Origin of the sequence: Streptomyces sp. NPDC001530 (genome assembly GCF_042894545.1) — a bacterium.
GTDB lineage: Bacteria > Actinomycetota > Actinomycetes > Streptomycetales > Streptomycetaceae > Streptomyces.
The window spans coordinates 208948-223010 of record NZ_JBIAVS010000003.1 but is presented as its reverse complement, the minus strand read 5'-3'; the positions used below and the strand labels follow the sequence as shown (position 1 = coordinate 223010).

12 protein-coding genes are annotated in these 14063 nt (G+C 69.9%); 3 read left to right on the top strand and 9 right to left on the bottom strand.

Annotation, left to right across the window (positions count from 1 at the left end):
- Positions 1-25 precede the first annotated feature (25 nt).
- Together ACFY0T_RS06565 and ACFY0T_RS06560 are read right to left on the bottom strand one after the other, a co-directional pair.
- Positions 26-703: a response regulator gene (locus tag ACFY0T_RS06565; protein WP_388865194.1), complete on the bottom strand. Its 678-nt coding sequence runs from the start codon at positions 701-703 to the stop codon at positions 26-28.
- Complete coding sequence (locus ACFY0T_RS06560) at positions 700-1812, bottom strand: sensor histidine kinase (RefSeq protein ID WP_388865192.1); 1113 nt, start codon at positions 1810-1812, stop codon at positions 700-702. Before ACFY0T_RS06560 ends, ACFY0T_RS06565 begins: the two co-directional genes overlap by 4 nt.
- 316 nt (positions 1813-2128) lie before the next feature.
- Here ACFY0T_RS06560 and ACFY0T_RS06555 point away from each other — a divergent pair, with 316 nt between their 5' ends.
- The 3 genes from ACFY0T_RS06555 (at position 2129) to ACFY0T_RS06545 (ending at position 4814) form a co-directional block, all read left to right on the top strand.
- The gene (locus ACFY0T_RS06555; protein ID WP_388865190.1) at positions 2129-3130 is read left to right on the top strand and encodes a carboxymuconolactone decarboxylase family protein; all 1002 of its coding nucleotides are present in this window, start codon (positions 2129-2131) and stop codon (positions 3128-3130) included.
- Complete coding sequence (locus ACFY0T_RS06550; protein ID WP_388865189.1) at positions 3127-4032, top strand: class I SAM-dependent methyltransferase; 906 nt, start codon at positions 3127-3129, stop codon at positions 4030-4032. Before ACFY0T_RS06555 ends, ACFY0T_RS06550 begins: the two co-directional genes overlap by 4 nt.
- 122 nt (positions 4033-4154) lie before the next feature.
- Entirely contained in the window at positions 4155-4814 is a 660-nt protein-coding gene (locus tag ACFY0T_RS06545) for a hypothetical protein (protein WP_388865187.1), read from the top strand.
- Positions 4815-4928: 114 nt separating this feature from the next.
- On the opposite strand, the gene ACFY0T_RS06540 is transcribed toward ACFY0T_RS06545, so the two are convergent.
- From ACFY0T_RS06540 to ACFY0T_RS06510, 7 genes are all read right to left on the bottom strand, one after another.
- On the bottom strand, positions 4929-6455 hold the full coding sequence (locus ACFY0T_RS06540) for an NCS1 family nucleobase:cation symporter-1 (RefSeq protein WP_388865185.1): 1527 nt from the start codon (positions 6453-6455) through the stop codon (positions 4929-4931).
- Between the two features lie 152 nt (positions 6456-6607).
- Complete coding sequence (locus ACFY0T_RS06535) at positions 6608-7627, bottom strand: TIGR03842 family LLM class F420-dependent oxidoreductase (protein ID WP_388865183.1); 1020 nt, start codon at positions 7625-7627, stop codon at positions 6608-6610.
- 18 nt (positions 7628-7645) lie between these two features.
- On the bottom strand, positions 7646-9046 hold the full coding sequence (hydA, locus tag ACFY0T_RS06530) for a dihydropyrimidinase (protein WP_388865181.1): 1401 nt from the start codon (positions 9044-9046) through the stop codon (positions 7646-7648).
- Positions 9047-9188: 142 nt separating this feature from the next.
- Positions 9189-10031, bottom strand: a complete 843-nt coding sequence (locus tag ACFY0T_RS06525; protein ID WP_388865179.1) for a nitrilase-related carbon-nitrogen hydrolase — start codon at positions 10029-10031, stop codon at positions 9189-9191.
- A 145-nt stretch (positions 10032-10176) separates the two neighbouring features.
- Positions 10177-11733 carry a PucR family transcriptional regulator gene (locus ACFY0T_RS06520; protein ID WP_388865177.1) on the bottom strand — a complete coding sequence of 519 codons (1557 nt, stop codon included), beginning with the start codon at positions 11731-11733 and terminating at the stop codon, positions 10177-10179.
- Between the two features lie 32 nt (positions 11734-11765).
- A complete protein-coding gene (locus ACFY0T_RS06515) occupies positions 11766-13049 on the bottom strand; it encodes an aspartate aminotransferase family protein (RefSeq protein WP_388865175.1) in 1284 nt (427 codons plus the stop codon).
- Positions 13046-13888 (bottom strand): nitrilase-related carbon-nitrogen hydrolase, encoded by an 843-nt coding sequence (locus tag ACFY0T_RS06510; RefSeq protein WP_388865173.1) that lies wholly within the window; start codon positions 13886-13888, stop codon positions 13046-13048. The genes ACFY0T_RS06515 and ACFY0T_RS06510 overlap by 4 nt, the downstream gene beginning before the upstream one ends.
- Positions 13889-14063 lie beyond the last annotated feature (175 nt).

Sequence of the window (14063 nt, the reverse complement as noted above, 5' to 3'; positions counted from 1 at the left end):
CGCGTGGGGCGATGCAGCGCGCGGCTCACTCAAACCGGTGATCTCCGTGCCGAACAGCCACCAGCCCCGACTCGTACGCGAACACCACCAGCTGGGCCCGGTCGCGGGCGCCCAGCTTCGTCATCGCGCGGCTGATGTGGGTCTTGGCCGTGAAGGGGCTGATGACCATGTGCGCGGCGATCTCCTCGTTGGTGAGGCCGCGCGCGGCGAGTGCGGTGACCTCGCGTTCGCGGGGCGTGAGGCACTCCAGGCCCGGCGCGGTGGCCCGGTCCGGAGGCCGGGCGACGAACTCGCCGATCAGGGTGCGGGTCACGGACGGGGACAGCAGTGCCTCTCCGTGGGCGACGACCGCGATGGCCTGGAGCAGGTCGGCGGGCTCGGTGTCCTTGAGCAGGAAGCCGCTGGCACCGGCCCGCAGCGCCTCGAAGACGTACTCGTCCAGGCCGTAGTTGGTGAGGATGACGACCCGTACACCGGACAGCTCCGGGTCGGCGGCGATGCGGCGGGTCGCCTCGATGCCCGTCATCACGGGCATCTGCACGTCCACGAGGGCGATGTCCGGTATCTGGGCTCGCACGAGGGCCAGGCCCTGTTCTCCGTCGGCGGCCTCGCCCACCACCTCGATGCCTTCCTCGGCATCGAGCAGGGCGCGGAAACCGGCGCGCATGAGCGCTTGGTCGTCGACGAGCGCGACCCGGATCACGACACGTCCTCCGGTATGCCCAGGGGCAGTTCGGCCCGTACCGAGAAGCCGCCCTCCGCGCGCGGGCCGGCGTGCAGGGTGCCGCCGAGGGCCGTAACGCGTTCGCGCATGCCGGTGAGGCCGATGCCCGGGGTGGGCGGACGAGTCGGGTGTGCGGCGCCGTCGTCGTCCACGCGTATCAACAACTCGTCCCCGGCGTAGGCGAGTTCGACGGTCACCTTGGCGAGGCCCGCGTGGCGGGCGGCATTCGTCAGGGCCTCCTGGACGATGCGGTACGCGGCGCGGTCCACGGTCGCCGTCAGCGGGCGCTCCTCGCCGGTCACCGTCAGCTCGACGGCGAGACCGGCGGCGCAAGCACGCTCCACGAGGAGGGCGGGTGTGCCGGTCGGCTCGTCGGTGCGCAACACCTCCAGCGTGGCGCGCAGTTCGCGCATCGCCTCGCCGCCCGCCTCCTGGATGGCGAGCAGCGCGGGCGGCACCTCCTCGCCGCGCTTGCGGGCGAGATGGACGGCGACGCCCGCCTGGAGCTTGACGATCGAGATGCTGTGCGTGAGGGAGTCGTGCAACTCCCGGGCGATCCGCAGCCGTTCCTCGCCCGCTCGGCGCAGGGCCGCCTCCTCGCGGGTGCGTTCCGCCTCCAGCGCGCGCTGTTCCGTCTGGCGCAGGTACGCCTGCCAGTTGCGGTCGGCGAGGCCTGTCACCAGGGCGCACAGGAACCAGCCCGCGAGGAGGAGCGTTCGCTCGACGATCTCCTGTGTCGTGGGGCCCGTCGCCACGTATCCCGCCAGGAAGACGGCGGTCGCTATCGCCGCCAGGCCTCGGTGGCCCACGCGGGCGGCCGTGTGTACGGCGGCGAGTACGGGGAGCGCGGAGAGGGGTCCTGGGTGTGCGTGCAGGACGTACGCCGTTGTGGTGGCCGTGCTGGCGGCCAACACCGCGCGCGGGGCCGTGCGGTAGGCCGCCAACGCCAGGCAGCCGAGGGCGATCAGGGTGTAGTCGACGGGGGTCGTGCCGTCGTGGAAGGCAGCCGCGGTCACGACGAGGGCGCCGATCGCGACGGCGAGGGTCGCGTCGGTGAGGCGCCTGCGTGTGACCTGGTCCAGCTGCATGTCCGGCACGATATGCGGCCGCGCCGACAGCCGCGTCAGACCTGTGGATGGCTGCCGGGGTACTCCCGGCGCAGTAGTTCGCGCTGCGCGCGGGCCCGGTGGGGGTAGCTCGGATTGCCTTCGGGTGTACGACGCCTGCGGATGCCCCTCTGGACCAGGGTTGCAACGGCACCCGGCGCTGGTGGCTGTGCCCACCCTCCCCCAAGCTCTCGGCTTCGCTCCAGCAGGGGGACCCCCATCGCCCTGCGGAACAACTGCCCACAGCGGTAACCAGCGCTAACCCCCACCCCAGCCACATCCCACCCCGGAGGTAACCATGCCCAGCCCCTTCCGTTACACCGCCCCACCCCCGCCCAAATCCGCCGCCGGACGTACCGCCGATGTCTATGCGCAGCTTGCCGCTGACTTCGGGATTGAGCGGGCGAGTACCTTTGTCGTGCTCTCCTCCGCGCCCGAAATCATGGCGTCGGCCTGGGCGTTGATGCGTGAGTCGCTCATCGCGGGCGAAGGTGACAGGACCGGGAAGGAACTGGCGGCGCTCGGGGTGTCCGAGGCCAATCGGTGCCCCTTCTGTGTGGACGCGCACACGACGCTGTTGCACGCGACCGGGGATCACGCGCTCGCGGAGAGGGTCGCGCGCGGGGAGACCCCCGTCGACGAGCGGCACGCGCGCGTGCTGGCGTGGGGCAGGGCGAGCAGGACCCCCGGGGCCCCGGAGTTGGCGCCGTACCCCTTCCCCGCCGCCCACGCCCCCGCGTACATCGGCACCGCGCTGGCCTTCCACTTCATCAACCGGATCGTGTCGGCGCTGCTGACCGAGAACCTGTTGCCGTGCAATGCCCAGCGGTTCCGGGCGGTGCGGAGTCTGGTGGGGCGGTCGGTCGCCGGGACGGTGCGTCGGCGCCCCTCCCCCGGTGCGAGCCTGACGCTCCTCCACGACCCGGGTCCCGGGCCGGACTGGGCGCGCGGGACGACGGTCGGCCCGGCCTATGCCGCACTGCGCGACGCCGCCACAGCGGGCCAGGGGCTTCTCGACGAGGGCGACCATGCCGTCGTAAGGCAAACGCTCCAAGCCTGGGACGGCACGCATCCGCCGCTCGCCTGGGACGAACTCCCCGACCGCTCCCGCCCTGGCGCGCGCCTCGCGCTGCTGGCCGCCCTCGCCCCGTATCGGATCACGGACGAGGACGTGACGGCGTGGCGCAAACCGACCCATACCGACCACTGCCTCGTGCATCTCGTGGCGTACGGCGCGTTCGCCGCCGTCGACCGGATCGAGAGCGCGCTTCCCGTCCGCGCCGTGCAGGAGGCCTCGTGACCCGGATCGCCAACTCCGTTCAGGCCCAGGCCTGGAATGGGCCCGTCGGCGCCCACTGGGCCACCCATCACGCGCGCTACGACACGATGGTCGCCGGCGTGAACGACGCGCTGTTCGCGGGCGCGGCCATCGAGGCGGGCGACCGCGTCCTCGACGTCGGCTGCGGTGCCGGGGCGACCACACGCATCGCGGCCCGGCTGGCCGCGACCGGCCATGCCGTCGGGGTCGACATCTCGGCGCCCCTGCTCGACACGGCGAGGGAGGTCACCGCCGCCGAGGGCGTCGCGAACGTCGCGTACGAGCGTGCCGACGCGCAGATCCACCCCTTCCCGCCCGCCGGATACGACGTGGTCATCAGCCGGGGCGGCGTGATGTTCTTCGCGGATCACGCGGCCGCGTTCCGGAATCTGGCGCGGGCGTTGCGGCCGGGAGGGCGGCTCGCGTTCGTCTGTCCGCGGCCGGCCGGTCCGGACGTGGAGGAGTCGCGCACCCTCGGCCTCCTCGGCAAACTACTCGAAGGCGACCAAGGTGATGAAGGCCGCCAAGGCGACGGTCCGGGCGCCGGCACCGCCTCCGCGCAGGTCGCGATGGCCGCCCTGTCCGACCCGGCGCGGATCCGCGAAGTGCTGCAGGGGTACGCCGACGTGACCGTCACCCCGGTGGAGGTCCACACGACATGGGGGCGCGACGCCTCGGACGCCGTCGACTTCATCCTCTCCCGCACACCGGGGCGGACCGTCGCCGCCGGCACACGCGCGGCCCTGGAGGACACCCTGCGCCCGTACGAGACGGATGATCGCGGCGTCCGCCTCCGGGCCGCGGTGTGGCTCGTGACGGCGAGGCGGCCCGAAGGTCTCATAAGGCCCTCAGCCCCCACACATCGAACAGCCCGTCAACAGTGAGCCATTGTCACCACACAGGCACGGAGCGAGTTCGCACTTCCGCCCCACAGGGACTCATGTGACACTGGCGTCCCGTCCGCAGTGCGGACTCCCTCCGCACCATCCCCCACGAGAAGTGCGCCGTGCGTTCCCTTCCTTTGCCGCTCGCTCTCGCCGCGCGTCTGCTGCCGGTCGCCGTGCTCGCCTCTGCGGGCTGGGCCCTGACGTCCGGTCCGTTCGCCGCGACCCCCACCGCCGAACACAAACCGGCACAAAAGGAGACCAGTACGGCATCCGCTCCGTCGACATCCGCGGCGACCAAGACGTACGCCACCTCGCCCGCGCCTTGCGACGGCGTGACGGAGGCGACGGTCAAGTCCCTGGTTCCGGGCGCAAAGACGGCCGGCCAGGAAATCGCGTCGACCGACAAGTCCGTGCGCCGCACCTGTTCCTGGAACGCGCTGAAGGGGTTCGACTACCGCTGGCTCGACGTCTCGTACGAGATCAAGGAGTCGGACGAAACGGCACAGAAGTCCTATGAGGGGCGCGTCGAGGACAAGAGCGGTGGAGGGGCGGTCCCGGGGCTCGGCGACTCGGCCTACTCCGTCGTGAACCTCACCACCGAGAACAAGCAGCAGACGCGCGAGGGAGTGGTGATCGTCCGCGCGTCCAACGCGCTGGTGGTCGTCACGTACAACGGCAGCGACTTCGAGACGAAGAAGGCCCCGAGCACGGACGAGATCAACAAGGGCGCCATCAAAGCCGCCAAGGACGCGGTGGCCACGCTGGAGAAGAGCCAGTAAAGCCCGAAAAGGTCCAGTAGAAGACCGAAACGCCCAGTGAAGCCCGGCAGAACGCGGTAGAGCCGACCGGGATGAAGCGGTCGGCTCTACTCAAGGGCACCTAAGTCGGGCACGTCAGACAGCGGCCTTCTCCTTGCCCCGCAGCAGCATCAGCACCACGTACAGCACCATCGACGTACCGAGTCCGACCGCCCATCCGTAGTCGGCCAGCGACTCCAGCGCCGGGATGGGCCGGCCGTCGATGAGCGGGTGGAAGTCGGCGCCGCCGACGGCCAGGACGCCGCCGGTGACGAAGGCGACGACGGCCCGCCAGTTCCAGCCGCCGTTGTACCAGTAGCGGCCGCCCGTGCGGTACAGGTCGGCGAGGTCGAGCTTGGTGCGGCGCAGGATCCAGTAGTCGGCGATGAGGATGCCGGCGACCGTGCCGAGCAGACCGCCGACCAGGCCGAGCCAGGTGAAGATGTAGCCCTGCGGGTCGGAGTACAGCTTCCACGGGAAGATCAGTACGCCGAGGACGCAGGTGGCGAGCGCGCCGGCCCGGAAGTTGATCTTTCGCGGCGCGATGTTGGAGAAGTCGAAGGCCGGCGAGACCAGGTTGGCCGCGATGTTCACGGACAGGGTCGCGACCAGCACGGTGACCAGGGCGAAGAGGATGCCGGCGACGTTGTCGGTCTTGGCGGCCAGCTGGACCGGGTCCCAGATCGCCTTGCCGTAGACCGCCTGGGAGCCCGAGGTGACCATGACCGATAGGAAGGCGAAGAGCGTCATCGTGGTGGGCAGGCCGAGCGCCTGGCCCCAGGTCTGCGCCTTCTGGCTCTTGCCGTAGCGGGTGAAGTCGGGGATGTTCAGCGACAGCGTGGACCAGAAGCCGATCATGCCCATGAGCGAAGGCCAGAACAGCTTCCAGAAGTCGCCGCCCCAGCCGAGCTTGGAGGGCTGGTCGAGCAGCGGACCGAAGCCGCCCGCCTTGCTGCTCATCCACCACAGCATCACGCCGGCGCCGACGAGGACGAAGGGCGCCGCCCAGTTCTCGAAGCGGCGGATCGTCTCCATGCCCCGGTAGATGATGGCGACCTGGAGCACCCAGAAGATCGCGAAGGACAGCCACATGGTCCAGGCGTAGCCCCCGACCTCGGAGGCGTTCCTCCAGCCGTCGCCGAAGAGCTTCCCGGCGAGGAAGTAGATCGCCTCGCCGCCGATCCAGGTCTGGATGCCGAACCAGCCGCACGCCACCAACGCCCGTACGACGGCGGGCAGGTTGGCGCCGCGGACACCGAAGGAGGCGCGGGCGAAGACCGGGAACGGTATGCCGTACTTGGGTCCGGCGTGCCCGGTGAGGAGCATCGGGACCAGCACGATCAGGTTGGCCAGCGCGATGGTGAGGACGGCCTGCTTCCAGTCCATGCCGACGGCGATCAGACCGGAGGCCAGGGTCCAGGAAGCGGTGTTGTGGGCCATGCCGACCCACAGTGCCGAGAAGTTGTACGTGGTCCAGGTGCGCTTCTCGACCGGGACCGGCAGCAGGTCCTCGTTGGCGTAGGGGCCGCTCGGCGCGGGCGCGTCGGGGGCTATCTCCACGCGTCCGTCGGCGAGCGTGACTTGAGCGGCGGGCGGGCTGTCCGGGGGGACGGTCTCGGTCATGGGCAGGCCAATCAGATGAGGAGTGACGGGAAAGGCCGTGCGGGTGACGCCGTGGGGGGATGTGCGGGTGCGGCCGGTCCCCTTCCCGGGACGGCGGGAAGGGGACGTTCGGGGAGGGAGCGGGAGCCGCGGTGGGCTGGGCCGTAGGGGAATCAGCCGTTGATGGCCGGGATGACCGTCGACCCGTACGCGTCGATGGTGGCTTCCTGCGCGTCGTGCATGTCGTACACCGCGAACTGGTCGACGCCGAGTTCACGCAGCGCGTTCAGCTTCTCGATGTGCCGCTCGGCCGTGCCGATCAGGCAGAACCGGTCGACGATCTCGTCGGGCACGAACGCGGTGTCGGGGTTGTCGGCGCGCCCGTGGTGGGAGTAGTCGTAGCCCTCGCGGGCCTTGATGTAGTCGGTGAGTTCATCGGGTACGGCGGCGGAGTGCTCGCCGTACTTGGAGACGAGGTCGGCGACGTGGTTGCCGACCATGCCGCCGAACCAGCGGCACTGCTCGCGGGCGTGGGCGAGCGCCTCGGGCGAGTCGTCCTCGGTGATGTACGCGGGCGCGGCCACGCAGATCTTCACGTCGGACGGGTCGCGCCCGGCCTCGACGGCGGCGTTCTTGACCGCCTTGACCATGTACTCGGTCAAATACAGATCCGCGAGCTGGAGGATGAAGCCATCGGCCTCCTCGCCGGTCATCTTGAGGGCCTTCGGGCCGTACGCGGCCATCCAGACCGGGAGTTCGGCGCCCGCCTTGACCCACGGGAACTTGATGACGGTGCCACCGAGGTCGGCCTCGTCGCCGCGCGCGAGGGCCCGGATGACCTTCATCGCCTCGCTGATCCGGGCGAGCGTGTTGGGCTTGCGTCCGGCGACGCGCATCGCCGAGTCTCCGCGGCCGATGCCGCACACCGTGCGGTTGCCGTACATGTCGTTGAGCGTCGCGAAGGTGGAGGCGGTGACCTCCCAGGTGCGGGTGCCCGGGTTGGTGACCATCGGGCCGACCGTCAACTTCTCGGTGTTCGCGAGGATCTGGCTGTAGATCACAAAGGGTTCCTGCCAGAGCACGGCGGAGTCGAAGGTCCAGCCGTACGTGAAGCCGTTGCCCTCGGCGCGCTTCATCAGGTCGATGACGCGGGAGGCAGGGGGGTCGGTCTGCAGGACGAGTCCGAAGTCCATGGCGCCACTCCTAGTCGCTCAGAGAAGGTACTGACAGGTGGAGCGGGGGGTGTAGACGCCGTGACCCGCGCGTCCGGTGAACTCCCGCTCGGTGATGACCGGTTCGCCGCGCGAGAGCACCGACTCGACCCGTCCGGTGACGCGCTTGCCCTCGTACGCCGAGTAGTCGACGTTCATGTGGTGCGTCTCGACCGACATGACCTGCTCGGCGTGCGGGTCGTAGATGACGATGTCGGCGTCGGCGCCCGGCGCGATGGTGCCCTTCTTCGGGTACAGGCCGAACATCCGGGCCGGGGTCGCGCAGGCGATCTCGATCCAGCGGCGGCGCGAGATGTGCCCGTCGACGACCGCCTGGTGGAGCAGGTCCATACGGTTCTCGACGCCCGGAAGGCCGTTGGGGATCTTCGAGAAGTCGCCCCGGCCGAGCTCCTTCTGGCCCACGAAGCAGAAGGGGCAGTGGTCGGTGGAGACGACCTGGAGGTCGTTCGTCCGCAGTCCGCGCCACAGGGCCGCCTGGTGCTCCTTGGGCCGAAGGGGCGTACTGCACACGTACTTCGAGCCCTCGAAGTCGGGCTCGGCCAGGTTGTCGGTCGACAGGAACAGGTACTGCGGGCAGGTCTCGCCGAAGACGTTCAGGCCCTCGTCGCGCGCGCGTGCCAGCTCGGCGACCGCCTCCTGCGCCGAGACGTGCACGACGTACAGCGGGGCGCCCGCGACCTGGGCGAGCTTGATGGCGCGATGGGTGGCCTCGGCCTCCAGGAGCGCCTTGCGCACCTCCCCGTGATAGCGCGGGTCGGTCTCGCCGCGCGCCAGGGCCTGTTCGACGAGCACGTCGATCGCGATGCCGTTCTCGGCGTGCATCATGATCAGACCGCCGTTCTCGGCGGAGCGCTGCATGGCACGCAGGATCTGGCCGTCGTCGCTGTAGAAGACGCCCGGGTAGGCCATGAACTGCTTGAAGGAGGTGACGCCCTCCTCGACCAGCAGGTCCATCTCCTTGAGTGTCTCCTGGTTCACATCGGAGACGATCATGTGGAAGGCATAGTCGATGGCGCACTTGCCGTCGGCCTTGGCGTTCCAGGCGTCCAGGCCCTCGCGCAGCGAGTGGCCGACGCTCTGCACCGCGAAGTCGATGATGGTGGTGGTGCCGCCCCAGGCCGCGGCCCGGGTGCCCGTCTCGAAGGTGTCGGAGGCGAAGGTGCCGCCGAACGGCAACTCCATGTGGGTGTGGGCGTCGACGCCGCCCGGGATGACGTACTTGCCGGTGGCGTCTATGGCCCGCTCGGCCGTCCACGCCTCGGCCGCGGGGGTGCCGGTCGCGGCGAGGGCCGCGATCCGGCCGTCCTCGATCAGGACGTCGGCATGGATCTCGTCGGACGCGGTGATGACGAGGCCACCACGGATGACGGTACGGCTCATGCTCCCTCTCCTTCCGGTCGTGCGTGCACTGAGGGAATCCCGCTCCTGTTGAAAGCTGAGGTCAACGCTGTTTCCTTATAAGGAAGACGGTGCCGCGGGCCCGGCCCCTGTGACCGGGCCCGCGGACGGCGCGGGACGACGGTCAGGGAGCGGTCAGCGGCTCGTACGCGTCGGGACGGCGGTCCCGGTAGAACTGCCAGCGGTCGCGCACCTCGCGCAGCTTGGCCATGTCGAGGTCCCGGACGACGAGCTCGGTCTCCTTGTCGCTGGCCACCTCCCCGACGAACTGGGCCTCCGGGTCGACGAAGTACGACGTCCCGTAGAAGTCGTTGGAGCCGAGCTCCTCCACACCCACCCGGTTGATCGCGCCCACGAAGTACTCGTTGGCGACGGCCGCCGCCGGCTGCTCCAGCTGCCAGATGTAGGAGGACAGACCGCGCGAGGTGGCCGACGGGTTGAACACGATCTCGGCACCCGCGAGACCCAGCGCACGCCAGCCCTCCGGGAAGTGGCGGTCGTAGCAGATGTAGACGCCGATCTTCCCGACTGCGGTGTCGAAGACCGGCCAGTCGGCGTTGCCCGGACGGAAGTAGAACTTCTCCCAGAAGCCCTCGACCTGCGGGATGTGGTGCTTGCGGTACTTGCCGAGATACGAGCCGTCCGCGTCGATCACGGCAGCCGTATTGTAGAGGACGCCGGGCTGCTCCTCCTCGTACATCGGCAGGATGAGGACGATGCCCAGTTCCTTGGCCAGCGCCTGGAACCGCCGGACGATCGGGCCTTCGGGGATCTGCTCGGCGTACTCGTAGAACGCCTTGTCCTGGACCTGGCAGAAATACGGCCCGTAGAACAGCTCCTGGAAGCACAGGACTTGGGCGCCCTGCGCGGCCGCGTCGCGGGCCGCCTGCTCGTGGACCTGAATCATCGATTCCTTGTCGCCGGTCCATGCGGTCTGGAAGACGGCGGCGCGGATCACTCTGCTCATCGGGACCTCCGGTCGCTCGGTGTGCGAGGAGCCTAGGAAGCCCGGAGAGCGGCTTTGAGTTGCACCGTGTCACGTCTGAAGCGCTGTGCCGTTCCACGGTGTCACCCCCGCGTTGTCCCATGTTTCATCTGAGTCATTCCGTGTTTCACCGTTGTTGCGCGTCGTGTGCCAGCAGCGCGATGTGTACGGAGGCGGCCTGCTCGAAGTCGTCGAGGTCGACGCCGAGACGTGCCTCTATGGCCTCCAGACGCCGGTACAGGGCGGGTCTGCTGACATGGTGGAGCTGGGCGGTACGCGACTTGTTGCGGCCGGTCGCGAGATACGTCCGCAGCACGGGCAGCAGCTCCGACTCGGCGTCGGCGCCGCACAGCAGCCCGTCCAACTCCCGCTCGGCGAAGGACTGGACGTGCGGGTCGTCGCGCAGCAGCCGGATCAGACCGCGCAGGTGTACGTCGCGGAGGCGTACAAGGACCGGGTGGTCCTGATCAGGCGGTGTGTCGGCGGCGGCCTCGGCGACGTGCAGGGCCTCGCGCAGGCCGCCGGGGACGTCGTCCCAGGCGGTACGGGAAGAGGCCGCGGCGACGGTCGTACGGGCGCCGGTCTCGTGGCACAGCCGGGCGGCGAAGTGGGCGGCCAGCGCCTCCGCGTCCTGGTCGCGGGCAAGGCTGAGCAGTACGGCGGTGGCGCCGTCGGCCAGCTCGGCGACGAGCCCCGGAAGCCCCAACAGCCGTAGCACCCTGTCGAGTTGGGCCGGGTCGCCGTCCCGCACCACCAGCGGCACGAAGGCTCGCCGATTGACGGGCAGCCCGGCCGCCCGAGCCCGCGGCAGCAGCTGCCGGGCCGGTACGACCCCGCTCACCAGGTCGGTCAGCAGGCTCTGCGCGGACTCCTCCTCCCAGGTGTGCGTGGAGCCGCCGAGCATCCGGTGCAGGACCAGGGCCTCGGCGGCCCGGTCGGCCAGCAGCCGTCCGGTCGCGCCGTCGCCGCGGTACCCGCACAGCACGATGCGGCCCCAGCGCTCGCCGCGCCCGCCGAGCTCGGCGCGGATCCAGCCGTCGCCCTCGCTGCCGCCCGCCTGCCGGGCGATGCGCTCCCAGTCGCGCAGCACGTCGTCGACGGCGGACCGCTCCCCCGCCGTGGCGAGCACCCGGTGGGCCAGGTTGGTGACGACGACGGGACAGGCGGCGTGCCCGGCGATCTCGTCGAGCATGCGCTGCAGCGGAGCGCCCGCCGTGATCAGTCCGGTGAGCGCGGTCCGCACGGCCTCGGAGAGGCTCACGGCCGCGAACTTGCTTCTGACGAGCCGGGATTGGACCTCCTCCGTCAACTCGGCGAAGGGGAAGGGCCGATGGAGCACCACCATCGGCAGCCCGCAGCGCTCGGCGGCCCGGCGCATCACGTCCGGCGGCGTGGGGAAGGCGCGGCCGAGTCCGAGGACGACGGCCGCGGCCTCCGCGCGGTGCAGCGAACGGATGTACTCGGCCTGAGCGTCGGGGTCGCCGGCGAGCAACACCCCGGTGGTGAGCACCATTTCGCCGCCGCTGAGCATCACGCCCACGTCGGCGGCCTCGGCAACGTGCACCCAGCGCACGGGCCGGTCGAGGTGGCCCGCCCCGGCCACCACCTCGGGCTCTCCGGCGAGCACCCGGTCCAGGTTGAGGACCTGGCGTACCGACAGGGCGGGTTCCAAGGCGGTACTCATGGCGGTATTCCCTTGCTCAGGTCCTGCTGGTCCTACTGGGTACTCCTCAGCGCGCGCTCGAGGATCGCCGCGCCCTCCTCCGCCTCCGCGACGGTGAGGGACAGCGGCGGAGCGATGCGCAGCACGCTGGTGTTGTGACCGCCGCCCTTGCCGATCAACAGGCCTTCTTCACGGGCTGCTTCGAGGACGGCCGAGGCACCTTCGGGGTTCGCCTCGTCGCTGCCGGGCTTGACCAGCTCGACGCCGATCATCAGCCCGCGCCCGCGCACCTCCCGTACGCCGTCCACGTGCGCGGCGATCGCCCGCAGCCGCTCGATGAGCAGACCGCCGACGCGCCGGGAGTTGCCCTGGAGGTCGTGTTCGAGGAGGTACGTGAGGTTCGCGAGCCCCGCCGCCATCGTGACCGGCGAGCCGCCGAAGGTCGAAATGGAGTTGGAGTCCAGGCAGTTCATGATCTCGGCGCGCGCGACGACCCCGCCGATGGACATGCCATTGCCGATGCCCTTGGCGAAGGTGAGCATGTCCGGCGGGCCGGAGGCGGCATGCGCCTGCCAGCCCCAGAAGTGGTCGCCGGTGCGGCCCCAGCCGGTCTGCACCTCGTCGGCGATCCAGAGGATGCCGTGCTGGTCCAGGACCTCGCGGAAGGCCGCGTACAGGCCGTCGGGCGGCACCGTGAAACCGCCGACGCCCTGGATGGGTTCGGCGATCAGGGCCGCGGGCGGGCGGATGTGACCGATCAGGTCCTTCAGGTCCTCGACGCATGCCGCGATGAACTCGGCGTCGCTGAGACTCGCGTACGGGCCGCGGGTGCGGACTCCGCCATGGACGTACAGCGTCTGGAGTGGCGAGAGCGAGGTCGGCGACCAGCCCCTGTTTCCGGTGATGCCGACCGCGCTGAACGAGCGGCCGTGGTAGCTGTTGCGCATCGCCAGGATCTGGTTGCTCTGCCGGTAGGCCGTCGCGAGCAGCAGGGCCGTGTCGTTGGCCTCGGTGCCGGAGGTGGTGAAGAAGACGCGGGCGTCCGGGATGCCGGACAGCTGGGCGATCCGCTCGGCGAGGTCGACCATCGGCCGGTTGAGGTAGAGCGTCGAGGTGTGGATGATCCGCCCGGCCTGCTCGCTGACGGCCTTCGTCACTTCGGGCAGGGCGTGCGCGGTCATCGTGGTGAGGATGCCGCCGAAGAAGTCGAGATACCTGTTGCCCTTGGCGTCCCAGACGTGGCGGCCCTCGCCGTGGGTGATCTCGATCGGGTCCTCGTAGTAGAGCGCGAGCCAGTCGGGCAGCACCGCCTTGTGCCGCGCATACAGGTCGGTCACGGCTGCACCAGCCCTTCGTACGCGTCGGGTCGCCGGTCGCGGTAGAACGCCCACTGCTGGCGCACTTCCTCGATCAGATCGAAGTCGAGGTCGCGGACGACGAGTTCCTCGGCCTTGTCGCTCGCCGGCTCCCCCACGAACTGTCCGCGCGGGTCGACGAAGTACGACGTCCCGTAGAAGTCGTTGTCCCCGTACTCCTCCTCGCCCACACGGTTGATCGCGGCGATGAAGTACTCGTTGGCCACGGCCGCCGCGGGCTGCTCCAGCTGCCAGAGGTAGGCGGACAGGCCACGGGAGGTGGCGGACGGGTTGTAGACGAGCTGGGCGCCGTTCAGGCCGAGCTGCCGCCAGCCCTCCGGGAAGTGGCGGTCGTAGCAGATGTAGACGCCGATCCTGCCGACCGCGGTGTCGAAGACCGGCCAGCCGAGGTTCCCCGGTTTGAAGTAGTACTTCTCCCAGAAGCCCTTCACCTGGGGGATGTGGTGCTTGCGGTACTTACCGAGGTACGTGCCGTCGGCGTCGATCACGGCCGCGGTGTTGAAGTAGAAGCCGGACTGCTCGACCTCGAACACGGGCACGACGATGACCATGCCGGTCTCGCGAGCCAGCTCCCGCATACGAGTGACGGTGGGCCCGTCGGGCACATGCTCCGCCCAGCGGTAGTGCTCGGGCTCCTGGACCTGGCAGAAGTAGGGGGCGTTGAAGACTTCCTGGAATCCGATGACCTTGGCGCCCTGCCGGGCTGCCTCGCGCGCGTGTTCCTCGTGCTTGGCGACCATGGATGCGGTGTCGCCGGTCCAGGTGGCCTGGACCAGAGCGGCACGTACGACGTTGGTCATGAGCTGCTCCTTCGACGGGACGTCAGAGAGCCTCTACGCCCGTAGACAAAGCCTGTAGAGGCTTGAAAGTAAGCCCCCCGGACAGCCTTGCCAAGACCATCGTCGTTAACCCGCTGAGTCGATCACGTTTCGCACCCCTGTGGGTGAGCGGTCGGCCACCGAAACGCCCCGCCGG